The sequence below is a fragment of the Azospirillum sp. HJ39 genome, assembly GCF_041507355.1.
Classification (GTDB): Bacteria; Pseudomonadota; Alphaproteobacteria; order Azospirillales; family Azospirillaceae; genus Azospirillum; species Azospirillum thiophilum.
In genome coordinates, this window is record NZ_CP167911.1 from 2900460 (window position 1) to 2923272 (window position 22813).

The window sequence follows — 22813 nt, forward strand, 5'->3', positions numbered from 1 at the left end:
GGATTTTCAGTCGATCAGATCCTCGACTTCGCGGATGCGGCCGTTGTCGATCATGAACTGGACCAGCTCCGGCCGCTGCTTGCCCAGCGTGAAATGGCGGCGGCGCACGGCGGCGACCAGTTCGCCGCGGCGCCCGAGGATGTCGTCGGCGAATTCGATCATGCGCAGGTTGGGCCAGGTCTTGTCGCGGATGGCGACCACGGCGGCCACCGCGTCGGCTGCCGGGCGCTCGGGCCGGGCCTGGGCCAGGATCATGGTCAGCGCGGCGGTGGAACGCGACACCCCGGCATGGCAATGGACCAGCAGGTGGCGGCAGTCCACCGGGTCGGCCAGCAGGTCGCGGCCGAAGGCCAGGATGCGTTCGACGTCGGCCCGCTCCGGCGCGATCTGGCCGCGGGTCGGCTCGATCACGTCATGGAAACGCAGCTCCAGCCGCTCATGCTCGCCGTAATCGCCGAAGTCGCTCGGCTCCGCGATCTCGGGGTCGAGGATGGACAGCACATGGCTGACCTTGCCGCCGCCGAAATTGCAGAGCTCGCTGAGACCGCAGACGGTCAGGCCGAAGGGAACGAAATCGCTGGCCATCTCTACTCTCGTCCGGTTGCAGGGGGAAGCGCGGGGGATGGGGCCGCATTTGGCACCCCGCGCCGCGCCCCCGTCAACCGTTCGCAGACGATCATTCGCCGGCAATCATTCGTCGGCAATCATTCGTCGGCAGCCGCGATCAGAAGACGTTGAACAGGTACAGCAGGATGATGATGGGGATCGGGATACCGACCAGCCACAGCAGAATGCCTCGCATGGCGCGTCTCCTTCCATGTTGCGCGGTGTTTCGGCCGGTTCGGCACCGGCCTCTCACCCACATCAACGGCGCAGCCGCCGGTTGGTTGCAGCCGCGCCACCGATCGAAGGAGGTGCGCCGAAGGAGGTCAGCCCTCGCCGCCGCCGGTCTCCTCGCCGTCCCCCTCGCCCCCGGCGGAGTCGCCCGACGGTGCCGGACGCGGGCGGGGCTGGCGCAGCTTCTTCAGCAGCAGTGAGAAGGGCTTCAGCGCGGTGTCGAGGATCGTCTTGTCGCTCTCCAGCCGCGACAGCAGGAAGGCCCCGGCCTCCAGGGTGGAGACGCTGTCGCGCCGCGGCTCCTTGCGCGCCTGGCCGTAGAGCGAGCGGAACTGCGGGTTCAGCACGATGCGGCGGCATTTCAGCAGCCACGCATTGCGCCACCACAGGGTCTTGGCCTGGCTCCAGGTGCCGTCCAGGACGATGACGCCCTCCAGGTCGTCCAGGATCTGGGCGCTGTCGCGCAGCGGCACGCCGTCCCGGTCGACCGCCGCCACCTCCGGCCGCGGACCGCCGCCCTCCTTCACCGGGCCGAGATAGAGCACGCCCCAGCGCTTGGGATCGACCTCCCGCCCCAGGATGCGCTTCAGGCCCGGCCAGCTCAGCCCGACCTTCACCATCGAATTGGCGAACTGCAGATGGGCGATCTGGGCGGTGCCCAGATTCTCCCGCTTTTCCTGCGGGTGCTGCAGGATCAGCAGGAAGACGCCGTTGTCGATGGGTTGAACTGCCTCGCAAATGCACAGGTGCTCAGGTTTCAGGCAGTTCGGGCAGAGGTCGGGTGCGGGGGCACTGTGCATGGGAGGTACGCATTCCTTGAAGAGGATTGGCCGCGAATATGGGTTGGAACGGCGCGGAAGGAAACACATCTCACACTAAGGACGACGATCGCGGATCGGAATGCGGTCGCCGCCACGGCGCGTACGACAGATCCCCCCCGTGTCATCCGAGTTCATGTGGGTTCAAGTGTGTTCGTATAAACCGTTTGTAGAGAGTTAGTCGTGTGTCATGGACCTCGTGTGACGCGTTTAACAGCTGGCCTGGAACTTGCGTATCCATAATCCAGGCAAACAGGACGACGGGTGGGCTCGGGAACGGCCTTGTCAGGCTGCCCCACGGTGCCATCCGGCGCTCAGAAGGAGACCTGCCATGCTGCCCGCCCACCTTGCCGACCGCCTGCTGAAGCAGCGCCGCGATGCCGACAGCGCGGAATTCGCCCGCCAGCTGCCGCTTCACGCGGACGATCCGCGCTGGATGACCGACCCGGAGGGGTCGGAACAGCCGGCCCGCCGCGAACCCGACTGGGCCGCCAGCTACTGACCGGCTCCTAGCGGCCGGCAGCCGCCGGGCGGAGATCCGACACAGGATCATGTCGCTTGTCGGACGTCGGCCAAAGGATCCGCCGGTCTTCGCCGCTCCGCCCGAGGTCGTCTCCGGCCTCGTGCCAGCCCTCTCCATCCCAGGCGAGGGTCCAGCGGCCCGGCCGGCCGCCCCGGCAGCGCTCCAGCGCGACGGTCCAGCGCGGCTCCCCCAATCCCGGCAGGCCGCCTCCGGCCGGGCGCGGGAACGCATCATCCTCTTCATCCAGGCTGGGTGCGGTGTCCAGACGCCAACGGGTGACGGCGGCGCTCAACCCTTCCGGCCGCCGGCCATCCCCCCGACTGCCCGATACTCCCCCTGCGCCCAAATCCAGCAGGAGGCCGGTCACGCCCGACGACTCGGCGGCGAGTTGCAGCCGACGGCTCGCGGTCAGGCTCAGCCCCGACAATTCGCCCAGCACCACCGACAGGGCGGAGCAGCGCAACGCCTCCTCCATCGCCCACAGCGCGTCGGCCGTCCGCACCGCCCGCACCGCCAGCAGCCGGTCCGGCGTCAGCCCATAGACCGCCAGACCGGGGGCATAGAGGTCGCGCCCACGCAGAATCCACAAGGCCGGCGCCTTCGGCGTCGCCAGCCGGGCCAGCAGGACCGCGGCGAAGCCGGTACCCGCCCCCGGTTCCTCCGACGCCACCGCATGCAGGCAGCCCAGCGGCAGGCCGCCATCGGGCAGATGGGTGTCGATCGACCCGATTCCGAACGACAGGGTCCGCCCCCCCTCCCCGCCCGCCCCTTCCATCCGCCGGATGCGCGCCCGCAGATCGGCCAGCACACCGGCACGGTCGCGCGGCGCAACCTCCGCGGGGATGGAAGAAGGCGGCAGGGCAGGCATGACCAGGCTCATGACCCAGCTCCTCTCGACAGGCATATGTTCCTGATATGTTCTATCACGAAGCCTTGCCGAGGGGGAGTCTGAGACTCCTGTCCCGTTGGATGCCCGGAAGCGGCCGGATCGGTTGGCGCCCGATCAATTGGCGATCGGGGTGGCGCCGATCTTGCCGCGCGGGGCGGCCTTGATGGTCGGGCCGGCATTGTCGGCCGGCTTCGCCAGGGTGGTGGAGGTACCGCGGCTGCCGCGCGGCGTGCTGCCCTTCAAGCTCAGCAGATGCAGCCGGACATAGGCGGTGGAGCCGCCGGCCTTCACCGCGACCCAGTCGCTGTTGCGCACCCTGCCCAGCGTGGTCACCGCCTGCCCGGTCCCCAGCGTGGCAACGACCCCCGACCCGGCGGAAGGCTGCGCATGGAGCGGGGTCGGCTTGTCCACCTGCCATTCCCCATAGATCGGCTCCAGCCCGGTCCCGGTGTCGGGTGCGGTGCGCACGGCCGGCGGATTGGGGATGCGCTGATACGGCATGCAGCCGGGGACCGCCAGCACGGTCAGGGCCACCATCAGCGGAAGGGTACGCACACGCCGGATCATCGCTCACCTTGAAGGGATCGGTGCTTGGCAGAAGGCCGAAGGGGGCCGGGGAAAGGCCGCGGACCTTCGGCGCGACCATACAGGAGGCGGGGACCTCTTCGCCACCGCAGCGCAACCAGGGTCGCCATGCGCTTTTTGGGACGGGCGGCCCGGGTCTGGAAATTTGCCGGAAACCCGATCTTTTCCACATCCGCCCCGCGCAGGACTCCGCCCCGGCTCCGCGTATCTTGACCATCGAGACGCCCGAGACAGTCGCAGGACGTCCGCGCCAAGACGGCAGTCCATAACGACCGCGCACCTCACGGGGACATCCGGCCATGATTTCCTCCCTCGGCAGTTCCAGCAGCGCAGCGACGCTCCAGAAATTCTTCTCCAAGGCGGATGCCAACAGCGATTCGTCGCTGTCCAAGGACGAACTGCTGAGCGCGCTCGAAGGCACTTCGGCCTCGTCCGACAGTTCCAAGCTCTCCTCGGCGGTCGACAGTCTGGTCGGCAGCCTGGACAGCGACAAGGACGGGTCGCTCAACGCGACGGAGTTCAGTTCCTTCTCCAGCCAGTTCGACTATGGCAGCGGCAGCGCCCTGCTGGCGGCACAGGAGCAGGCGGGCGCGATGCAGCAGCAGTTCGCGCAGAACCTCTATTCCAGCCTGGACAGCGACAGCAGCGGCGGCATCGGCGCGGACGAACTGTCCTCCGCCCTGACCTCCGCAGGGCAGACCGACACCGACGCCTCGTCGCTGTTCAGCAGCCTCGACAGTGACGAGGACGGATCGATCTCGGAAGACGAGCTGACCAGCGCGCTGGAAGAGGCCGACGCCAACCGTCCGCCGCCCCCGCCGCCGCCCGCCAACGACAGCGGGACGGCCGCGGCTTCGGACAGCGAGTCCACCGCCGCCGCCACGTCGACCACGTCCTCTTCGACATCCTCGTCGTCGTCGGCCTCGGGCGGCACGGCGGCTGCGGGCGGCACGACCAGCTACGACCCGCTGGACACCAACCAGGACGGCTATGTCTCGGAAGAGGAGAAGAGGGCTGCCTATGGCGGGAACACGCAGCAGCAGACGGGCGGCGTGACCTCCAACCGCCTCAGCGGCGACATGCTGCGGACATTGATGCAGGGCATCAACGAGGTTGCCGCGTAGCCTTGTGGGTTCGGATGCGCGGCACGGGGAAAGGCGGTCGGCGGGTGGCGCCGGCCGCCTTTTCTTTTCAGGGATACCGGCGGAGAGGCCCCGCCGTCTTCAAATCAACCGGCCTCACACCGCCCGGCTGTGCCGCCCGGCGCCCTTGGACAGGTGGGTATCGAAACGGGCGGCGACGATGCGCATCAGCGGACGGGCGCTTTCCGGCACATGGACGCGCCGCCCCTCCACCACCGCGACGCCGTCGGCGACCAGATCGGCCATGCCGGCCAGCTCCGGCTCGAAGGCGTCCTCGCTCAGCCCATGGGCGCGGGCAACGGCGGCGGTGTCGACCGACAGGTCGCACATCAGCCGCATGATCAGGTCGCGGCGCAGCCGGTCGTCGTCGGTCAGCGCGATGCCCTTGCCGGTGGGCAGGCGTCCTTCCTCGACGGCGGTGGCGTACTGGTCGAAGGGGACGGCATTCTGGACATAGCCCTGCGGCAGCGCGCCGATGGAGGACGCGCCGAAGCCCAGCAGCACCTCGGCGTCGTCGGTGGTGTAACCCTGGAAGTTGCGGCCCAGCCGCCCTTCCTCCTGCTGCACCGCCAGCTCGTCGCCGGGACGGGCGAAATGGTCGAGGCCGATGGCGCTGTAGCCGGCGGCCGACAGCGTGTCGGCGATGGCGGCGAACTGCTCCCAGCGGCCGAGCGAGTCGGCCAGCACCGACTCGTCGATCTTCTTTTGATGGGTCTTCATCCATGGCACATGGGCATAGCCGAAGACCGACAGCCGGTCGGGCGCCATCTCCAGCGCGATTTCGGCGGAACGGGTGACGCTCTCCACCGACTGGTGCGGCAGGCCGTACATCAGGTCGAGGTTGACGCTGGCGATGCCGGCCTCCTGCAACCACGCCAGCGCCTGTTCGGTCACGGCGCGCGGCTGGACGCGGTTGATCGCCTCCTGAACGGTGGCGTCGAAATCCTGCACGCCCAGCGAGGCGCGGTTGACACCGGCGCGGCCCAGCGCCGCCGCCATCTCCGCCGTCAGGGTCCGGGGATCGATCTCCACCGCCAGTTCGGCGGCGGCGGCGACGTCGAAGCGCGAGCGCAGCAGCGCGATCATCGCCTCGAAATCGTCGGGCGCCATCATGGTCGGGGTGCCGCCGCCGAAATGGATGTGGCGCACCGCCAGCCGGCCGGGGATGCGGTCGGCCACCATGGCGATCTCGCGGCGCATATGGCCGAGATACTCGGCGATTGGGGCATAGCGCGCGACGATTTTGGTGTGGCAGCCGCAGTACCAGCACATCTTCTGGCAGAAGGGGACATGCAGGTAGAGCGAGCCGGACCGCGTCGGCTCGACCGCTTCCAACCAGCCGCCATAAACGTCGCCGGTCACCTCGGGCGTGAAGTGCGGCGCGGTCGGGTAGCTGGTGTAACGCGGCACCCGCAGCCCGTCATATTTGGCGAGCAGCGCGGCATCGACACCATGGATACGGGACGGGGCGGCGGGGGCCGGCGAAACGGCCGCGCGAGCCAGGGGGGCGGAGATGGCGTTCATGAGCGACAGAGTGCCGCAGCCTCTCCGCCCCTGCCTTGATCCACGTCAAGACCGCAGATGCCGCGGCCTTACCGCCTCGCCGCAGCACCGGCAAGACGCTGCTCCAGATGCTCGTGCAGCAGGTCGAGGTTCATCCGGTTGGCCTTGAAGGCGACGTCGAACACCGTGCCGATCACCGGGACGGAACCGAGCGCCCAATCCACCGCGACGTTGAAGGCCATGCGGGCCAGAAGCGTCTTGGGCAGGTCGAAGCGGGCGGCCTCCAGGATGATGTAGGCGGATACCACCGCGGTCGCCGTGTCGCCCGCCACCGGCACCAGGCTGGCGATGCCGTCGAGGCCGACCGGTATGCGGGTGAAGGGAATGCGCCAGCGGCTGTCCATCAGGCGAGACAGGCGGCGCAGCCGCTCCAGCCGCTGGAAGTCGATGGGGACCGAGCCGCGGGCTTCGCCCGGCGGGGGAGGTTCCGTGACGCTGCGTCGGCGTGTGCGGATGGCGTCGATCATCGCGTGTCCCCCGATCTGTCGGTCCCGCGCCGGCCGCGCGAATTCCCGCAAGGGAAGAACCCGCCACGGCCCCGCGGGTTCCACGGCCCAAAGCAGGTTTTCGGACTCCGCCCACAGATGGGCGGGCTGGAGAAACCTGCTCAGCGCACAGCCACCGCCGCCCGCGCCCGTCTCGTGCCGGCGACATGCAGCAGCGCGTAACCGACCAGCGCCGACGCCAGCGAGCCGGTGAGCACGCCCAGCCGCACCGCGACCGCGTGCTCCGGATCGGCGAAGGCGAGTGTGCCGATGAACAGGCTCATGGTGAAGCCGATGCCGGTCAGCACGGCGACCCCATAGACCTGGCCCCAACTGGCGCGGGCCGGCCGCTCGACCACCCCGACATGCACGGCGATCCAAACCGCCAGGAACACCCCCGCCTGCTTGCCCAGGAACAGGCCCAGCGCGATGCCCAGCGGCACCGGCTCCAGCAGGCTGGCTGGGGTGATGCCGTCCAGCGGCACGCCGGCATTGGCCAGCGCGAAGACCGGCATGATGAGAAAGGCGACCCAGGGATGCAGCGCATGCTCCAGGCGATGAAGCGGCGCCTCCTCCTCCGTCCGCCCGGCTTCCCTCTGTTCGCCGGCGGGACCGGCACCGCGGAGCGGGATGGCGAAGGCCAGCACCACGCCGGCCAGCGTGGCATGGATGCCCGATTTCAGCACGCACACCCACAGCACCAGCCCCAGCACCAGATAGGGCGCCAAGGATCGCACACCCGCCCGGTTCAGCAGCCAGAGCCCCAGCGCGGAGGCCGCCGCCAGGGCGAGCGCCAGCGGCACCAGCCCGTGGCTGTAGAAGATGGCGATGATCACGATGGCGCCCAGATCGTCCATGATCGCCAGCGCCAGCAGGAAGACCCTCAGGCTGCCCGGCACCCGGTTGCCCAGCAGGGCCAGCACGCCGAGCGCGAAGGCGATGTCGGTCGCCGCCGGAATGGCCCAGCCCTGCAGGGCACCCGGCTCCGCCTGCGCGAACAGGCAATAGACCAGGGCGGGGACCGCCATGCCGCCCAAGGCCGCGATGCCCGGCAGCATCGCCTTGGCCGGGCTCGACAGTTCGCCGTCCAGAACCTCCCGCTTGATCTCCAGCCCGACCAGCAGGAAGAAGATCGCCATCAGCCCGTCGTTGATCCACAGGATCAGCGGCTTGTCCAAACCGATGCCGCCGGCCGTCACCGCAACCTTCATCGCCAGGATCGCATCATACAGCGGGGCCGCCGGCGAATTCGCCCACAGCAGGGCGAGGACGGCCGCAATCATCAGGACCACGCCGCTGGCGCTTTCGGTCTGCAAGAAGGTGGCGAGGCGTCTCAGCGTCATCGCGTCTCGTCTTTCCGGATTATGGATCAAGCGGAAGAGATAAGCCCGCAACGCCACCTTTGAAAGACGCCAGCCCCGCCGCCAGCGTCGAATTGACGCGTTTTCGTCGCTAAACGATTGCATCCGCAACGGTTTCGCGGCTCCTGCAGGCCCACGGCCCGCCGATCGTGTCTTTTTACCGCTGGCGGAGGCCGCGCACGGCCGACACAATGAAACCAACAGCGACAAAGCCGCGGGGCCGGTTCCACCCGGCGGCTTGGGGCAAGGCCGGATCGAACGGCCGCCCTTTTGCGGAGGAAACGCCCATGACCACCCTCTATTGCGCCTGCTGCGGCCGGCCATTCATCCGCACATCCACGCGCGGCCCGGCGCCGCGCTATTGCTCGCAGGACTGCCGGCTGCAGATGGCCGTGCGACGCCGCGCCTGGAGCGCGCGGGACGGCACCGGCCGGGGCGCCTTCGGCCGAACGCCCGCCACGGCGGACGGGCGGCGGGACTTCGCCTCCTTGATCTGACCGGAGCCGACCGGCCCAAACCCGGCCGAACCGCCTATGACTCGATTTCCATCGGCAGCGAACCTTTTCCCCTCTTGCAGCGGGGCAGCTTCGATCTCATGTGGTCGCGATCAAGCTGGTGCCCCGCGGCGCCGGCACCTTTCCCTTTGACCGCGTCCACAGACCGCCGGAGTTCCGCCCTTCATGCTCGACCTGCTTGCCGACCCAAATATTTGGGCCAGCCTCCTGACGTTGACCGCGTTGGAGATCGTGCTGGGCATCGACAACATCATCTTCATTTCGATCATGGCGTCGAAGCTGCCGCCCGAACGGCAGCAAAGCGCCCGCCGCATCGGCCTGGCGCTGGCCTTGCTGACCCGGCTGATGCTGCTGGCCTCCATCGCCTGGGTGGCGCAGCTGACGCAGCCGCTGTTCACCGTCTTCGGCTGGGAGGTGTCGGGCCGCGACCTGATCCTGATCCTGGGCGGCATGTTCCTGCTGGCCAAGGGCACACTTGAGATCCACCACACCGTGGAAGGCCATGAGGAGACGGGGACGGCGCCCAAGCACGCCACCTTCACCTCGGTCGTCGTCCAGATCATGTTCCTGGACATCGTCTTCTCGCTCGACAGCGTGATCACCGCCGTCGGCATGTCCGACCACCTGCCGGTGATGATCGCCGCCGTCGTCATCGCCATGGCGGTGATGCTGTTCGCCTCCGGCCCGGTCGGCGACTTCGTCAACCGTCACACCACGGTGAAGATGCTGGCGCTGTCCTTCCTGCTGCTGGTCGGCGTGGCACTGGTCGCGGACGGCCTGGGCTTCCACATTCCCAAGGGCTACCTGTACTTCGCCATCGCCTTCTCCGCCCTGGTCGAGGCGCTGAACCTGATGGCAAGGCGCAAGCAGACCGTGGGGCACTGAACGGGACTGCACTGAGCGAGGAGGGACGCCGCGCCGACACGCGGCGTCCCCTTATCCCCTCACGCCCCGGCGCGTTCGGCCATCATATGTTCGTAGGCGACCTTGAACAGGTCGCGGATCGACACGATGCCGACCGCGCGCTTGCCCTGGGTGACGGGCAGGTGGCGGTAATGCTTGTCATGCATCAGCTTCAGCGCATCGACCGCGTCGGCATCGGGCGGCAGGCTGTCGGGGTTGCGGGTCATCACCGAACCGACCTCGACCGACGACGGGTCGACATCCTTCGACAGCACCTTGTTGTTCAGGTCGCGCTCGGTGACGATGCCGATCAGGGCGCCGTGGTTCACCACCAGCACCGCCCCGATGTTCTTCTCGGCCATCATCTTCGACACGGTGGCGACGGAGGTATCCTCCGGCACCAGGATAAGTTCCTGCGACCTCACCACGTCCGGAACCAGCTTGCGTTTCATGACTCCCCCGATCTGCTTGTTGTGGCAAGACTGTAGCCAAAGCGGACGATCAGGGAAAACAGCAGCATTCGCAGCGGCGGGGCGCCGATTGTCGCAGGTATCTGCAACGTCCGGCGCAGCCAATCCCTATGAATACCTACGAAACATTTGGCGAGGCCAGCGCAGCGTCAGCCGAGGCCTGCCGTCCGGCGATCACCATGCCGAACGCCAGCAGCACCGCGCCCAGCACCACCGCGGCGGCGGCGCCCAGCAGGGCGGCGTTGAAGCTGCCGGTCTGCGTCACCGCCAGCCCGGCCGGCAACGGCCCGATGATCTGGCCCAGCCCATAGGCGGCGGTCAGCGCACCGACCACCCGGGCCGAGGCGCCGGCCGACAACTGCCGACCCAACGCGAAGGCCTGCGACACGATGCCGACGAAGGTCGCACCGAACAGCAGCGCCGAGGCAACGGCGACGGTCGGCGAGCCGGTCATCGGCAGCAGGATGGTGGCCGCCTGGGTCAGATGGGCCAGGATCAGCGCCCACCAGCTGTTGGTCCTCCGGGCGACCGCCGCCCAGAACACGCCGGCCCCGATCGCCCCCAGTCCCGCCACCATCCAGGCGGCCTCGCCCACCGCCGCGGTGCCGGGATCGGTCTTGAGGATCGAGACCAGGAAGGTGGCCGACACGATGTAGCCGCCCCCCTCCAGGAAATAGGCCAGTGTCAGCAGCAGCAGCGGCGCCGACAGACCGCCGCCGGCCCGCGCCGGGCCGCTTGCCGGCCTCGCAGAAGCCTCCCCGGCGGCAGATGCGGAATGCCGCGGCGGCGGATCGGTCACCCACAGGCCGGGCAACAGGCCCAGCACGGCGCAGATCGCCCCCAGCGCCAGCCAGTCGCCAGCCCAGCCGAGCCGGCCGCCGGCCAGCGCCACGAACAGCCCGGACGAGGCGATACCCAGCCCGACCCCGGTATAGAGCCAGCCGGCAAGGCGTTCGCCGCCGCCGCGGGACAGCGTATCCAACACCATGGCGATGCCCAGGATGAAAATGCCCGCGCTCGACAGGCCGGAGAGGAAGCGCAGCACCAGCCAGACCGGCATCGCCTGCCCGGCATCGCCCAGATCCAGCCCCATTGCCGCGGTGGTGGCGACGCTGAGCAGCAGCGACAGCCGGAAGACCGCGGTGCGCCTGGCCCCGTGCGGCACCAGGCCGGCGGCCAGCGCGCCGACGAAATAGCCCAGATAGTTCAACGACGCGAGCAGCCCCGCCCCGTCGGTCCCCAGTCCGGTCGCCGCCTGCATCGCCGGCAGGATCGGAGTGAAGGCGAAGCGCGCCACACCCATTGCGATGGCAAGCCCGATCACGCCTCCGACCAGCACCCGAACCATGATCCACGCCCTCCCGGTTTCCGCCGGCTCTTTCGACTGCCCGGCTGGCGGATTGATTGTCCTGGCGATTGCCCGGCCGTCATGATGGCCGGGCCAAACCCTCATTTCCAATGAATTGTTCCGATGATAAGCTCCACTCCTGGTGATGGGTGCCATGCGCATGGATCGGGAGGCGTCTTGATGGATCTGGCCGGTTTGCGGGTGGTGAAGGCGGTCGCCGACACCGGCAGCGTCAGCCGCGCGGCAGAGTCCCTGCATTGCGTCCAGTCCAACGTCACCGCACGGATCAAGCGGCTGGAGGAGGATTTGGGCGTCGACCTGTTCCTGCGGCTGAGCCGCGGGATGGAGCCGACGCCGGCCGGGCGCGTGCTGGCCGGCTACGCCGACCGGGTGCTGCGGCTGGTCGCCCAGGCCCGCGACGCGGTGGCGGAGGCGGCGGGCCGCGGCGGACGGCTGGCAATCGGCAGCATGGAATCGACCGCCGCGGTGCGGCTGCCACGGCTCCTGGCCCGCTTCCACCGAGACCATTCCGATGTGGAACTGACCATCACCCCCGGCCCGAGCGAAACACTGCTGGGCGAGGTGCTGGCCGGACGGCTGGACGGCGCCTTCGTCGGCGGCGAGGTGGCGCACCCCGACCTGACCGCGCAGCACGTCTTCGACGAGGAGCTGGTGCTGGTCGAACCCGCCGCCGGACTGACCACCGACTCGGCCCGCCGCACCCTGATCGCCTTCGGCCGTGCCTGCGCCTACCGCGGCCGGGCGGAGATGGCGATGCGCGAAGCCGGGCGCGTGCCCTTCCGGATCATGGAGTTCGGTGCGCTCGACGCCATCCTGGGCTGCGTCGGTGCCGGCATGGGGGTGACGGTCATGCCCCGCTCGGTGGCCGAGCGCGATCCCTGGCGCGACCTGCTGGCCGCACGGCCGCTTCCCGACGGCCTCGCCCGCATGCCGACCCGCTTCGTCCGCCGGACCGATGCCATCGAGACCGCCAGCCTGCGCGCATTCGTCGAAGCGGTGTCCGACGAGACGGCGAAGGACGGGGCGGCGAAGGGCCGGCAAATCGATCCGGCAATGAATTCGCTTGCCCCTGCGACAGGGACGCCCACATCACGCACGGGGTTGAACGGGTTGTCCGCGGCGTGCTAGGCAGGCCCGGGTTGGCCATCCGGCCCGGCGCAACGCGCGTGCCCGTTTCGGGATTCGGCTCCGACATGCGAGGCCGTGACAGCGACGCGCGGCTGACGCCGCCAGCCGGAACAGCGGAGAATGAATCATGCCCTACGTCGTCACCGACGGCTGCATCAAGTGCAAGTACACCGACTGCGTCGAAGTCTGCCCCGTGGATTGCTTCTACGAGGGTGAGAACATGCTGGTCATCCATCCGGACGAGTGCATCGACTGCGGCGTGTGCGAGCCGGAATGCCCGGCCGAGGCGATCGTCCCGGACACCGACGACCGCGCGACCAAGTGGCTGGAGATGAACCGCGACTATTCCGGCCAATGGCCGAACATCACCCGCAAGAAGGACGCGCCGGCCGACGCCGACGAGTTCAAGAACGTCGACGGCAAGTTCGAGAAGTTCTTCTCTCCCAAGCCGGGCGGCGCAGGCTGATCCAGCGGATGCGGCCCGCAAGGCCAGGGACCGTCCCGCCGGCTTTTTCGAGTCGGGCCGCATCAACCGATTGCACCCGCCGATGTTGCCATGCAAAATCGACGGGTCGGCCATGGCCGGGGATGGATGTTTTCCGCCCGGGGGCTTGCGCGTTCCCTTTGTAACTCGGGCGTAACATCGCTATAATGCGCGCCCGGAGCCGGCCTCCGCGCTATTGCCGGTTTCCCTTTCGTTCAAGGACTCGTGGCTTTTGTGATCGTCGTGGATGGACCCCATCCCCACGGCGCCATAACTGTCCGGGGTCCTTTTTCGTCCCTTCCACCGGGACGGCAAAATGGCGTGATCGCGAGAAGTGAGAGCCAATCCACATGTCGAACAAGCTTGACTTCGAAGCCGGTGACTTCGTCGTTTATCCGGCTCATGGCGTCGGTCGGGTCGAAGGGATCGAGACCCACAGCATTGCCGGACTCGAGGTTCAACTCTACGCGATCACGTTCGAGAAAGAGCGCATGACGCTCAAGGTCCCCGTCACCAAGGCCCGCAACGCCGGCCTGCGCCGCCTGTCGTCCAAGGACCGCATCAAGGTCGCGCTGGAGACGCTGCAGGGCCGTTCGCGCGTCCGCCGCACGATGTGGAGCCGCCGCGCCCAGGAGTATGAGGCCAAGATCAACTCCGGCGACCCGGTGTCCATCGCCGAGGTGGTGCGCGACCTGTACCGCGGCGCCGACCAGTCCGACCAGTCCTACAGCGAGCGCCAGATCTATCAGGCCGCCCTGGAGCGTCTGGCCCGCGAACTGGCCGCCGTCGAGAAGATCGACGAGACCAAGGCGACGGAGCGTCTGGAATCGGTGCTGTCCAAGGCGGCCTGATGCCCGCCCGATAGGGCTCCGACACTCCGTCCGTGTCACGACCGGGCGCGCGGCTGCTACGTCTGGCCGCGCGCCCGTTTCGTTTTTTCGCCTTTGTGTCCATGCACGACACGCCTACACTCCCCGCCGCCCTCCGGCTGCCGCCTTTGGGCCGTCATCGTCGGATCGACGTTGAAGGAGTTCGAGTTTGGGCCTGCCGCCCCGCCTTGCACATCCCCGCCCCGGCCAGACGCCGCACCATGCCGCGGCGACCGAGGACGATGGCCGCTTCGCGCCGCTCGGCCGGCCGCGCCGTGTCTGGGCGGTGGGAGCGATCCACGCGCAGCCCGACCGGCTCGACGTGATCCACCACGCCATCGGCCAGCGTTTCCGGCCCGGCGACCGGTTGGTCTATCTCGGCAACATGATCGGCTTCGGCAGCCAGGTGGTGGAAACCATCGACCGGCTGCTGGCCTTCCGCATCGCGCTGCTGGCGATGCCCGGCATGATCGCGTCGGACATCGTCTATCTGCGCGGGCAGCAGGAGGAGATGTGGCAGAAGTTGCTGCAACTCCACTTCGCACCCGATCCCCGCACCGTGCTGGACTGGATGCTGCACCAGGGCGTGGCGCCGACACTGGCCGCCTATGGCGGCGTCACCGACGCCGGCATGGCGGCGGCGCGCGGCGGGGCGGTGATGCTGGGCCGCTGGACCCGCGAGTTGCGTCAGGCGGTGGCCCGCCGGCCGGGGCACGAGGCGCTGTTCAATGCGCTCCGCCGCGCCGCCTACACCGGCACGACCGTGGACGGCCTTCCCGACGCCGGCATGGCCGGCCGGGGCGGCGGCAGCCTGCTGATGGTCAGTGCGGGCATCGATCCCAAGCGCCCGCTGGGCGGCCAGGGCGACGCCTTCTGGTGGGGCGGCGCCGCCTTCGCCCGCCTGGAAGACCCCTATTGCGGATTTCGCCGGCTGGTGCGCGGCTACGATCCCGCCTGGACGCCGGGCAGCCCTGGCGTCGATGCCGGCCCGGTGGCGGTCACGCTGGACGGCGGCTGTGGCCGGGGCGGGCATCTCGTCTGCGCCTGTTTCGATTCTTTCGGCGAGATGCTGGACCTTTTCCAGGTCTGACCCACCCTTATCCCCAGCCCGTGCCTTCCAACCGTCCGAACGATCCCCGGCCCCATCCTCCCCACAGGCGGCTTGGAATAAACCGCCTGGAAAATTCGTCTGACCATCGTGATCCGCCGACCCTACACCTGCGTATGATTCCGCAACAGGGCACGCCCATGCTTGTTGTGTAACCCGACGGCATCGACCGGGGACAGGCGGCAGAGCGGCGAAGACCCACGAGTACGGGGATATGCGAAGGAACACGACGCCGCCCAGACGGGAAGGAAGGGACGGATGGCATATATCGACGATCCGGAGACTCAGCGTGCTAACCTGAGCTTCATCAAGGCGTCCATGCGCGAACCTCTGTTGTCGCGCGATCATGAATTCGAGCTCGCCCGCAAATGGCGCGAAGGCTCCGACGAACGGGCGCTTCATGAGTTGGTCCGTGCCTACACCCGTCTGGTGGTGGCGACCGCGTCGCGCTTCCGCAACTACGGCCTGCCGATGGGCGATCTCGTCCAGGAGGGCAATGTCGGGCTGATGCAGGCGGCCGGCCGCTTCGAGCCCGACCGCGAGGTGCGTTTCTCGACCTACGCCGCCTGGTGGATCCGCTCGGCCATGCAGGACTACATCCTGCGCAACTGGTCGATCGTGCGGACCGGCACCACCGCGGCGCAGAAATCCCTGTTCTTCAACCTGCGCCGCCTGCGCGCCAAGATCGACAGCGCGACCCAGAACGGCAGCGGCGCCCCCCTGACCCAGGAAGGCCGCGAATGGATCGCCGGCGAACTCCAGGTCGAGGTGGCGGAGGTCGAGGCGATGGAGATGCGGCTGTCCGGCGCCGACCAGTCGCTGAACACGCCGGTGGCCGACGGCTCCGACGACGACTGGCAGGACTTCCTGGCCGACCAGCGCCCATCGCCCGAGGACGTGGTGATCGGCATGCGCGATGCCAACACCCGCTCGCAATGGCTGGCCGACGCGCTCGGCGAACTCAGCCCGCGCGAACGCACCATCATCCGCGAACGCCGCCTGCGCGAGGAAGGCGCCACGCTGGAACAGCTGGGCCGCGAACTGGGCGTCAGCAAGGAACGGGTGCGCCAGCTCGAGCACCGCGCCCTGCTGAAGCTGCGCCAGTCGATGCTGAAGCGGGTCGAGGATACGGACGATCTGCTGGCGGAGGCGTGAGGAGTTCGCGCCGCTTGCCCCCTCCCCATCCCTCCCCCGCTCTCGGCCGGCCGAAGGCCGGTCCGATCGCGGGGGAGGGGGCAGGACGCTTGCAGGGGATCTCGACAACGGAGCGGCGGCAGTCCCCTCCCCCACCGGAGGTGGGGGAGGGTTAGGGAGGGGGCAACAACCAAGCGCTCCCCCCCATCAACACCTCAATGCCGGAAATGCCGCATTCCGGTGAGCACCATCGCCAGTCCCTTCTCGTCCGCGGCGGCGATCACCTCGTTGTCGCGGATCGAGCCGCCGGGCTGGATCACCGCGGTGACGCCGGCTTCCGCCGCAGCCAGCAGGCCGTCGGCGAACGGGAAGAAAGCGTCGGACGCGACCACCGAACCCTTGGTCAGCGGCTCGGCCAGACCGGCGGCCTTGGCGGCCTCGGCCGACTTGATGGCGGCGATGCGGGCGCTGTCGACGCGGCTCATCTGGCCGGCACCGACGCCCACCGTGGCGCCGTTCTTGGCATAGACGATGGCGTTCGACTTGACGTGCTTGGCGACGCGGAAGGCGAACAGCAGGTCGGCCAGCTCCTGCTGGGTCGGCGCGCGCTTGGTCACCACCTTCAGCTCGGCCGGATCGACGCGGCCGCTGTCGCGGTTCTGCAGCAGGAAGCCGCCCGACAGCTGCTTGATCATCATGCCCGGCTCGGCCGGGTTCGGCACGTCCCTGGTCAGCAGCACGCGCAGGTTCTTCTTGGTGGCGAGCAGGGCGCGGGCGGCCTCGTCGGCGTCCGGCGCGATCACCACCTCGGCGAACAGCTTGGAGATCTCCTCGGCGGTCTCGGCGTCCAGCGACCGGTTGACGGCGATGATGCCGCCGAAGGCGCTGACCGGATCGCACAGCAGGGCCGAGCGGTAGGCCTCCAGCAGGTTCGCCCCTTGCGCCACGCCGCAGGGGTTGGCGTGCTTGATGATGGCGACGGCCGGCTGCTCGAACTCGGCGACCAGCTCGAAGGCGGCGTCGGTGTCGTTCAGGTTGTTGTAGGACAGCTCCTTGCCCTGCAACTGCACGGCGGTCGCCACACCCGGACGCTTCTCGCCGGTGACGTAGAAGGCCGCCTGCTGGTGCGGGTTCTCGCCGTAGCGCAGGGTCTGGACCAGCGAGCCCGACAGGGTCGCGCGCGGCGGGAAGGTTTCGCCCAGCTGCCCGGCCAGCCAGGTGGAGATGGCGGCGTCATAGGCCGCGGTGCGGGCATAGGCGCGCTGGGCCAGCTTGCGGCGCAGCGCCAGCGTGACGCAGCCGTCATGGGTCGCCAGCTCGTCCAGCACCGCCGCATAATCGGACGGCTCGGTGACGATGGCGACGAAATCATGGTTCTTGGCGGCGGCGCGGATCATCGCCGGCCCGCCGATGTCGATGTTCTCGACGCAATCGTCATAGCCGGCGCCCCCGGCCACCGTCGCTTCGAACGGGTAAAGGTTCACCACCACCAGATCGATGCCGGGAATGTCGTGCCGGGCCATCGCGTCGGCATGGATGTCGCGGCGGGCCAGGATGCCGCCATGGACGCGCGGGTGCAGCGTCTTGACGCGGCCGTCCATGATCTCGGGGAAGCCGGTGTGGTCGGAAACCTCCTTGACCGACACGCCGGCCTCGGCCAGCCGCTGGGCCGAACCGCCGGTCGACAGGATCTCGACGCCGCGGTCGGCGAGCGCCTTGCCCAACTCAACCAGACCGGCCTTGTCGGACACGGAAATCAGGGCGCGGGCGATGCGGACCTTGTCGGGGGCGGGGGCGTGGTTGGCTTTGGGCGGGCTCATGAGGGGGGCTTCCTGATCGCTGGCGTTGTCGATGCCGCAAGCGGTCAGGGAAAACAGCGGACAAGCACGGGAAGAAGAAAAGCACGGACGGCCACGGAAATGCCGTTCAACCGTGCTTATCCCTGCCCGCCGGGCGGCATGGCGCCGTCGCGGACATGGATAAGCACGGCATGAAGAGTCCCGTGGTCGTCCGTGCTCGAAAATCCCGTGTTCATCCGTGTTTCCACACCCCTGCCCATGGAGGAAGGGGCCCGGCCACCGCGGATGGGCGGGATTTACGCCGCCTTGCGTTCGCGGCGCAAGGCCCATTTCACCGTGATGCCCTCGGGGCCGCATTGTCCCTGCATCATGATCTGGCGGGTGCGGCGCGGCTCGTCCCCGCTGCCGAGATAGACGCTCTCCGCCACCTCAAGCACGGCGCCGGTGACCCGCATGCGCCAGGAATTGCCGCTGGGCAGGCGCAGAAGCATTTGGTCGTTCCCCTGGACCGGCACCACCTCGACCTGCGGGTGCAGGTGGAAACGGATGGCATAGGGCTGAGGCTGCGGCGTGGCACCGATCACCGGTTCCAGCGTGTCCTCGCCGCGCAGGTCCTCGCCGTTGTCGGCCAGATAGACACGGCGGCGGTGCAGCAGGCCGAAGCCCTTGCTGTAGCCGTTGTGGGTGGCGACGACCAGCACGGCACCGTCGGATTCCTGCCGTTCGCACCCGACATGGGACGGCCGGCGCCCCAGCCCGCCCTTGTCCAGCACCTCCGACGAGTTGGTGTCGGCGACGACCATGGTCGAATGGGCCGACGTCCCGGCAAGGGCAGCGCGCCAGGGGCCGCGCTGGGACGGGTGGCTGCCGCAATTGACGATCAGCCGCTCCTTGTTGACGGAAACCTCAATCGACAGGGTGCCGGCATGGGCGGAGCGGTCCAGTCCGGCCGGCGGCGGCGCGCCGGTGTCGAGCAGCACCAGGGTGCGGCCGGCGATCAGCCGCTCGAAGCCGGTGTGCGGCGCGCTCTTCAGCGGACGGCCGCGGGCGTCGGCCTGGGCCAGCACCGTATCGATCAGCGCCTGGTCCTCCTCCTGCCCACCGTTGAACAGGGCGAGCCCGCCATCCACATGACGGAAGAAGCGAAGCGCCGGCGTCATGCGGTCGATGGCATGCTGGAGGCTTTCCGGCACCTCCTCCCTGGCGACGCGCAGCACCGCGCGCATGTCGATCAGGTCGCGCAACACCCGCATCTGGATCGACGGGTTGCGCTCCACATGGCCGCCGTCGGGCAGGATCTGGCGCGGCAGCTCGCGGTCGAGCAGGCGCAGCGCCTCCCGCGCCGCCCTGTCCTGGTCGGGCAGGCAATAGCCGCCATAGAGCAGCCCCTTGACGGCGCCGATCAGCCGCTCGCCGTCGAGCTTGGCCGGCGCCACCCGCAGCAGATGGCGCAGCTGACGGGCCATGCTCTCGAACACGCGGGCACGGAACTCGTCGTCGGCCGAGGCGCAATAGAAGTCATGCAGGCCGATCCAGCTGGCCAGCCGCACCCCCAGCACGTCCGGCGCCCAGCTCTGCGCATGCCAGCCGCCATTCTGGTCGAGCCACGACCACACCAGCACCCGCGCCCGGCGCCGTGCCATGTCGCCGCCGACCGCACGCAGGTCGCGCAGCCATTCGAAGCCATGGGCGGTGCGCAGCCAGCCGGACGTCGCACCCTGCGGCCGCCAGTTCGGCGCACCGGCGGGATCGACGGCGATCTCCTGACCGGCGAACCTCATCCGGCCAGCCAGGATGGCGTTGCCGCTGTCGGTATCGCCCGGCCAGGGATCGGGAGGGACCACCGCCAGCGCCCCCGGCGCCTTGCCCCCCAGCATCAGGGCGTAGAGGGGGTTCCCATAGGCAAGGCGTGCCATGCCGCTGCGAAACCGTCCATTCCCGTCGCCCATCAGCGCCGACTCCTTCAGGACCGCGAGCGGCGTCGGCAGCCGGCGGAGGGTGATGATGCGGTGCGGGAGAACGCGGACGAAAGCATGGACCGTGTGGTATCAATTCGCCGTCCGCATCGCAAGACGGGCCTGGGTCTTATCCCCGGGTCCGAACCGGCCTTTCGGCCCAGCCTTTCGTATGCGAAGTCCGGAACCCCCGCTTAGTCCAGGCGTCTGCGCAGCCGGGCCACGAAGAAGCCGTCGATGCCGCCCAGATCGGCCAGCATGCCCGGCAGGGAGCGGACCTCCCCCGCCTCGTTGACCGCCTCGGACAGCCCGCCCAATTCGTCGGCGGCAACCGGCCAGCGCTCCATCCTTTGGTCCTGCCGCAGCAGGCGGGCGATCTGCACCTCTCCCTCCTCCGGCTGGATGGAGCAGGTGCAGTAGACCAGCGTGCCGCCGGGCTTCAGCAGCTCGACCGAGCGGGCGAGCAGCCGCGACTGGGCACGGGCCAGCTTGGCGATGTCGTCGGGCGTCTTGACGCGCAGGATATCGGGATGGCGGCGGATCGCTCCGGTGGCCGAACAGGGAGCGTCGAGCAGCACGGCATCCGCCGGCGCCTCCGGCTCCCAGGTGGCGGCGTCGGTGGCCAGCACCTCGGCCTCGAGAGACAGGCGCTTCAGGTTCTCCGTCACCCGCTCCAGCCGGCGGGCGGAACGGTCGATGGCGGTGACCTGGGCGCCTTGCACCACCAACTGCGCCGTCTTGCCGCCGGGGGCGGCGCAGAGGTCGAACACCCGCTTGCCGGCCAGATCGCCGAACAGCTTGGCCGGCAGCGAGGCGGCAAGGTCCTGGACCCACCATTCCCCCTCGTCGAAGCCGGGAAGCTCGGTCACCGAACCGCCGGCCGGCCGGCGCAGGGAGCCGGTCGGCAGCACGGTGGCGCCCAGACGCTCCGCCCACCCCTCCGGGTCCGACTTCACGGTGATGTCCAGCGGGGCCTCGTGCAGATGCGCCTCGACGATGCCGCGGGTGCGGGCGGTGCCGTAGGCCGAGCGCCAGGACAGCCACAGCCAGTCCGGCGTGTTCAGCCGCCCGGCGTCCTGCTTCTCCGCCATCGCCGCCCCTTCGCGCCCGATGCGGCGCAGCACGGCGTTGATCAGCCCCTTGTAGGGAGCGGCGTTGCGCGCCGCGGCCAACTCCACCGCGGTGTCGACCGCGGCATGGGCGGGGGTGTTCAGGAACACCAGCTGCGCCGTGCCCAGCCGCAGCATGTCGTGGATCGCCGCCTTGGGCAGGCCCGGCTTGGCGAGGCTGGACTGGATCAGCTCGTCGATCTGGCCCAGCCGGCGCAGGACGGTGGCGACCAGCATACGGACGAAGCCACGGTCGCGCGGCTGCAGCGACGCGAGTTCGGGATGCGCATCGAACGCATCGTCGAAGGGAACGGACTTGCGCAGCACGTCGCGCAGCAAGTCGAGCGCGACGCCGCGGGCGGCGAGGGAGGTGTCGGTCATGGGTTAAGGATCTAGCGCGCCGGACGGCCAGTGTCGATACGGGATGCCCGGCCTTCCGTGGAATGGGAGTGTTTTGCAGAAGACGGGTCGGGGAACGGGAAGGCCCACCCCGGAAAAAGCGAAGGGCCGGTGCGTTGCCGCCCGGCCCTTGGTCTTCGCTGTACCGGAGAACTGGAGCGGGCGAAGGGATTCGAACCCTCGACCCCAACCTTGGCAAGGTTGTGCTCTACCCCTGAGCTACGCCCGCGCTCCCGTCGTCCGGGAGCCGCTTTCTACGGAAACACGACCTCCGCCGCAAGAGAAAAATTCACCCCGCCGTCACTTTTTCCAACATCCCTTTCCCCCCCCTGTCGACCCCTGCCGCCTCCCTGAGGCAACATCGCTCCGGATGCCTTGCGTCCCGTCATCGGAAGGTTATGGTGTCCGGCCATACGGCAACGGATGGAGATTGCGGCATGGCCGGCACCATCACTCTCGGGCGCGACGACAGCGGCGACGACCACGACGACGGCGGCGTCGCCACCCTGACCCTGTCCAACCCGGACAAGCTGAACGCCTTCGACAAGCCGATGTGGCATGACCTGATCGGCCATCTGGAGACGCTGGAGGCCGATGACACGGTCCGCGTCGTGGTGATGCGCGGCGGCCCCGGATCCACGGGTGCACGCAGCTTCTCCCCCGGCGCCGACATCTCGGAGTTCGAGAGCGAACGCAACAGCCCCGAACAGGGGGCGGCCTACGGCGACCTGATGGACGAGGGGTTGGAGGGCTTGCGGTCCTTGCGCCATCCGGTGCTGGCCGCCATCGACGGACCGTGCTGCGGCATCGGTCTGGCGGTCGCCCTGGCCTGCGACCTCAGGGTCTGTTCGGAAAGCAGCCGTTTCGGCGTGCCGGTGAGCCGGCTCGGCATCTCGATGGGACCGACCGAGCTGAAGCTGGTCGCCGACGTGGCCGGCGGCCCGGCGGCCCTTGAAATCCTGCTGGAAGGCCGGGTCTTCGGCGCGGCGGAGGCCAAGGACAAGAATCTGGTCCACCGCGCCGTTCCCGACGAAGACTTCGAGGCGGAGATCGCCGCCACGGCGCGGCGCATCGCCGCCGGCGCGCCGCTGGCCGCCACGCTGCACAAGCGCTACGTCCATCGCCTGTCCGACCCGGCTCCGTTGAGCGAGGTGGAGATCGCCGAGTGCTACCGCTGCTTCGGCACCCGGGACTTCCGCGAGGGCTACCGCGCGTTTCTGGACAAGCGCAAACCGGTGTTCACCGGGCGGTGATCCTGGAAGGCCGTGCCGGGATAGCTTGCAGGAACTGCTCGGACATCAGGGAGCCCCCCGAACCTCCCGGGAACCGGCGGGGCCTTCCAACTTACGCATGGCAGGGCTTTCGCAT

General features: G+C 68.9%; 22 protein-coding genes and 1 tRNA gene. 10 read left to right on the top strand and 13 right to left on the bottom strand.

What is annotated here, in order from left to right; translation table 11 throughout:
• Positions 1–6: 6 nt before the first annotated feature.
• Both ABMY26_RS27140 and ABMY26_RS27145 read right to left on the bottom strand, forming a co-directional pair.
• A complete protein-coding gene (locus ABMY26_RS27140; protein ID WP_045581173.1) occupies positions 7–585 on the bottom strand; it encodes a tyrosine phosphatase family protein in 579 nt (192 codons plus the stop codon).
• A 344-nt stretch (positions 586–929) separates the two neighbouring features.
• Entirely contained in the window at positions 930–1637 is a 708-nt protein-coding gene (locus ABMY26_RS27145) for a tRNA-uridine aminocarboxypropyltransferase (RefSeq protein WP_372397676.1), read from the bottom strand.
• A gap of 349 nt (positions 1638–1986) precedes the next feature.
• On the opposite strand from ABMY26_RS27145, the gene ABMY26_RS27150 reads away from it, so the two are divergent.
• Positions 1987–2157 (top strand): hypothetical protein, encoded by a 171-nt coding sequence (locus tag ABMY26_RS27150; protein WP_167543365.1) that lies wholly within the window; start codon positions 1987–1989, stop codon positions 2155–2157.
• A gap of 7 nt (positions 2158–2164) precedes the next feature.
• Here ABMY26_RS27150 and ABMY26_RS27155 read toward each other — a convergent pair whose 3' ends face one another.
• Positions 2165–3058, bottom strand: a complete 894-nt coding sequence (locus tag ABMY26_RS27155; protein WP_372397677.1) for an ImuA family protein — start codon at positions 3056–3058, stop codon at positions 2165–2167.
• Positions 3059–3181: 123 nt separating this feature from the next.
• The gene (locus ABMY26_RS27160) at positions 3182–3622 is read right to left on the bottom strand and encodes an SH3 domain-containing protein (protein ID WP_372397678.1); all 441 of its coding nucleotides are present in this window, start codon (positions 3620–3622) and stop codon (positions 3182–3184) included.
• Positions 3623–3951: 329 nt separating this feature from the next.
• Here ABMY26_RS27160 and ABMY26_RS27165 point away from each other — a divergent pair, with 329 nt between their 5' ends.
• Positions 3952–4776, top strand: coding sequence for an EF-hand domain-containing protein (locus ABMY26_RS27165; protein WP_372397679.1), 825 nt, complete (start codon positions 3952–3954; stop codon positions 4774–4776).
• A 114-nt stretch (positions 4777–4890) separates the two neighbouring features.
• Here the strand turns inward: ABMY26_RS27165 and hemN are convergent, their stop codons facing one another.
• From hemN to nhaA, 3 genes are all read right to left on the bottom strand, one after another.
• Positions 4891–6318 carry an oxygen-independent coproporphyrinogen III oxidase gene (hemN, locus tag ABMY26_RS27170; RefSeq protein ID WP_372397680.1) on the bottom strand — a complete coding sequence of 476 codons (1428 nt, stop codon included), beginning with the start codon at positions 6316–6318 and terminating at the stop codon, positions 4891–4893.
• A gap of 68 nt (positions 6319–6386) precedes the next feature.
• Positions 6387–6824, bottom strand: a complete 438-nt coding sequence (locus ABMY26_RS27175) for a DUF4112 domain-containing protein (RefSeq protein WP_372397681.1) — start codon at positions 6822–6824, stop codon at positions 6387–6389.
• 140 nt (positions 6825–6964) lie between these two features.
• Positions 6965–8185 (bottom strand): Na+/H+ antiporter NhaA, encoded by a 1221-nt coding sequence (gene nhaA / locus ABMY26_RS27180; protein WP_372397682.1) that lies wholly within the window; start codon positions 8183–8185, stop codon positions 6965–6967.
• A 305-nt stretch (positions 8186–8490) separates the two neighbouring features.
• Here nhaA and ABMY26_RS27185 point away from each other — a divergent pair, with 305 nt between their 5' ends.
• Positions 8491–8700 (top strand): hypothetical protein, encoded by a 210-nt coding sequence (locus ABMY26_RS27185; protein WP_372397683.1) that lies wholly within the window; start codon positions 8491–8493, stop codon positions 8698–8700.
• A 183-nt stretch (positions 8701–8883) separates the two neighbouring features.
• Positions 8884–9603, top strand: a complete 720-nt coding sequence (locus tag ABMY26_RS27190; protein ID WP_372397684.1) for a TerC family protein — start codon at positions 8884–8886, stop codon at positions 9601–9603.
• A 59-nt stretch (positions 9604–9662) separates the two neighbouring features.
• Here the strand turns inward: ABMY26_RS27190 and ABMY26_RS27195 are convergent, their stop codons facing one another.
• Together ABMY26_RS27195 and ABMY26_RS27200 are read right to left on the bottom strand one after the other, a co-directional pair.
• Positions 9663–10073 (bottom strand): cyclic nucleotide-binding/CBS domain-containing protein, encoded by a 411-nt coding sequence (locus ABMY26_RS27195; protein WP_372397685.1) that lies wholly within the window; start codon positions 10071–10073, stop codon positions 9663–9665.
• A gap of 136 nt (positions 10074–10209) precedes the next feature.
• A complete protein-coding gene (locus ABMY26_RS27200; RefSeq protein ID WP_372397686.1) occupies positions 10210–11439 on the bottom strand; it encodes a YbfB/YjiJ family MFS transporter in 1230 nt (409 codons plus the stop codon).
• Positions 11440–11619: 180 nt separating this feature from the next.
• Here ABMY26_RS27200 and ABMY26_RS27205 point away from each other — a divergent pair, with 180 nt between their 5' ends.
• From ABMY26_RS27205 to ABMY26_RS27225, 5 genes are all read left to right on the top strand, one after another.
• A complete protein-coding gene (locus ABMY26_RS27205; protein WP_372397687.1) occupies positions 11620–12588 on the top strand; it encodes a LysR substrate-binding domain-containing protein in 969 nt (322 codons plus the stop codon).
• 127 nt (positions 12589–12715) lie between these two features.
• The gene (fdxA, locus tag ABMY26_RS27210; protein ID WP_045581181.1) at positions 12716–13054 is read left to right on the top strand and encodes a ferredoxin FdxA; all 339 of its coding nucleotides are present in this window, start codon (positions 12716–12718) and stop codon (positions 13052–13054) included.
• A 368-nt stretch (positions 13055–13422) separates the two neighbouring features.
• Positions 13423–13923: a CarD family transcriptional regulator gene (locus tag ABMY26_RS27215; RefSeq protein ID WP_014248912.1), complete on the top strand. Its 501-nt coding sequence runs from the start codon at positions 13423–13425 to the stop codon at positions 13921–13923.
• Positions 13924–14110: 187 nt separating this feature from the next.
• The gene (locus ABMY26_RS27220) at positions 14111–15031 is read left to right on the top strand and encodes a hypothetical protein (protein WP_372397688.1); all 921 of its coding nucleotides are present in this window, start codon (positions 14111–14113) and stop codon (positions 15029–15031) included.
• Between the two features lie 276 nt (positions 15032–15307).
• Positions 15308–16204, top strand: a complete 897-nt coding sequence (locus tag ABMY26_RS27225) for an RNA polymerase factor sigma-32 (protein WP_372397689.1) — start codon at positions 15308–15310, stop codon at positions 16202–16204.
• Between the two features lie 194 nt (positions 16205–16398).
• Here the strand turns inward: ABMY26_RS27225 and purH are convergent, their stop codons facing one another.
• From purH to ABMY26_RS27245, 4 genes are all read right to left on the bottom strand, one after another.
• On the bottom strand, positions 16399–18003 hold the full coding sequence (gene purH, locus ABMY26_RS27230; RefSeq protein ID WP_372397690.1) for a bifunctional phosphoribosylaminoimidazolecarboxamide formyltransferase/IMP cyclohydrolase: 1605 nt from the start codon (positions 18001–18003) through the stop codon (positions 16399–16401).
• Positions 18004–18278: 275 nt separating this feature from the next.
• A complete protein-coding gene (locus tag ABMY26_RS27235) occupies positions 18279–19931 on the bottom strand; it encodes a heparinase II/III family protein (protein ID WP_372397691.1) in 1653 nt (550 codons plus the stop codon).
• A 200-nt stretch (positions 19932–20131) separates the two neighbouring features.
• Positions 20132–21427, bottom strand: coding sequence for a 16S rRNA (cytosine(967)-C(5))-methyltransferase RsmB (gene rsmB / locus ABMY26_RS27240; RefSeq protein WP_372397692.1), 1296 nt, complete (start codon positions 21425–21427; stop codon positions 20132–20134).
• Between the two features lie 172 nt (positions 21428–21599).
• Positions 21600–21674: transfer RNA gene (locus tag ABMY26_RS27245), tRNA-Gly, on the bottom strand.
• Between the two features lie 208 nt (positions 21675–21882).
• On the opposite strand from ABMY26_RS27245, the gene ABMY26_RS27250 reads away from it, so the two are divergent.
• Positions 21883–22698 carry an enoyl-CoA hydratase-related protein gene (locus ABMY26_RS27250; RefSeq protein ID WP_372397693.1) on the top strand — a complete coding sequence of 272 codons (816 nt, stop codon included), beginning with the start codon at positions 21883–21885 and terminating at the stop codon, positions 22696–22698.
• Positions 22699–22813 lie beyond the last annotated feature (115 nt).

Bases quoted from the DNA above. Each gene is read 5' to 3' on its own strand.
- fdxA (WP_045581181.1), top strand. From the start codon at position 12,716: ATGCCCTACGTCGTCACCGACGGCTGCATCAAGTGCAAGTACACCGAC.
- ABMY26_RS27205 (WP_372397687.1), top strand. From the start codon at position 11,620: ATGGATCTGGCCGGTTTGCGGGTGGTGAAGGCGGTCGCCGACACCGGC.
- nhaA (WP_372397682.1), bottom strand. From the start codon at position 8,185: ATGACGCTGAGACGCCTCGCCACCTTCTTGCAGACCGAAAGCGCCAGC.
- ABMY26_RS27235 (WP_372397691.1), bottom strand. From the start codon at position 19,931: ATGGGCGACGGGAATGGACGGTTTCGCAGCGGCATGGCACGCCTTGCC.
- ABMY26_RS27150 (WP_167543365.1), top strand. From the start codon at position 1,987: ATGCTGCCCGCCCACCTTGCCGACCGCCTGCTGAAGCAGCGCCGCGAT.
- rsmB (WP_372397692.1), bottom strand. From the start codon at position 21,427: ATGACCGACACCTCCCTCGCCGCCCGCGGCGTCGCGCTCGACTTGCTG.
- ABMY26_RS27190 (WP_372397684.1), top strand. From the start codon at position 8,884: ATGCTCGACCTGCTTGCCGACCCAAATATTTGGGCCAGCCTCCTGACG.
- ABMY26_RS27155 (WP_372397677.1), bottom strand. From the start codon at position 3,058: ATGAGCCTGGTCATGCCTGCCCTGCCGCCTTCTTCCATCCCCGCGGAG.
- ABMY26_RS27215 (WP_014248912.1), top strand. From the start codon at position 13,423: ATGTCGAACAAGCTTGACTTCGAAGCCGGTGACTTCGTCGTTTATCCG.
- ABMY26_RS27185 (WP_372397683.1), top strand. From the start codon at position 8,491: ATGACCACCCTCTATTGCGCCTGCTGCGGCCGGCCATTCATCCGCACA.
- ABMY26_RS27145 (WP_372397676.1), bottom strand. From the start codon at position 1,637: ATGCACAGTGCCCCCGCACCCGACCTCTGCCCGAACTGCCTGAAACCT.
- ABMY26_RS27225 (WP_372397689.1), top strand. From the start codon at position 15,308: ATGGCATATATCGACGATCCGGAGACTCAGCGTGCTAACCTGAGCTTC.
- ABMY26_RS27200 (WP_372397686.1), bottom strand. From the start codon at position 11,439: ATGGTTCGGGTGCTGGTCGGAGGCGTGATCGGGCTTGCCATCGCAATG.
- ABMY26_RS27140 (WP_045581173.1), bottom strand. From the start codon at position 585: ATGGCCAGCGATTTCGTTCCCTTCGGCCTGACCGTCTGCGGTCTCAGC.
- hemN (WP_372397680.1), bottom strand. From the start codon at position 6,318: ATGAACGCCATCTCCGCCCCCCTGGCTCGCGCGGCCGTTTCGCCGGCC.
- ABMY26_RS27250 (WP_372397693.1), top strand. From the start codon at position 21,883: ATGGCCGGCACCATCACTCTCGGGCGCGACGACAGCGGCGACGACCAC.
- purH (WP_372397690.1), bottom strand. From the start codon at position 18,003: ATGAGCCCGCCCAAAGCCAACCACGCCCCCGCCCCCGACAAGGTCCGC.
- ABMY26_RS27195 (WP_372397685.1), bottom strand. From the start codon at position 10,073: ATGAAACGCAAGCTGGTTCCGGACGTGGTGAGGTCGCAGGAACTTATC.
- ABMY26_RS27165 (WP_372397679.1), top strand. From the start codon at position 3,952: ATGATTTCCTCCCTCGGCAGTTCCAGCAGCGCAGCGACGCTCCAGAAA.
- ABMY26_RS27175 (WP_372397681.1), bottom strand. From the start codon at position 6,824: ATGATCGACGCCATCCGCACACGCCGACGCAGCGTCACGGAACCTCCC.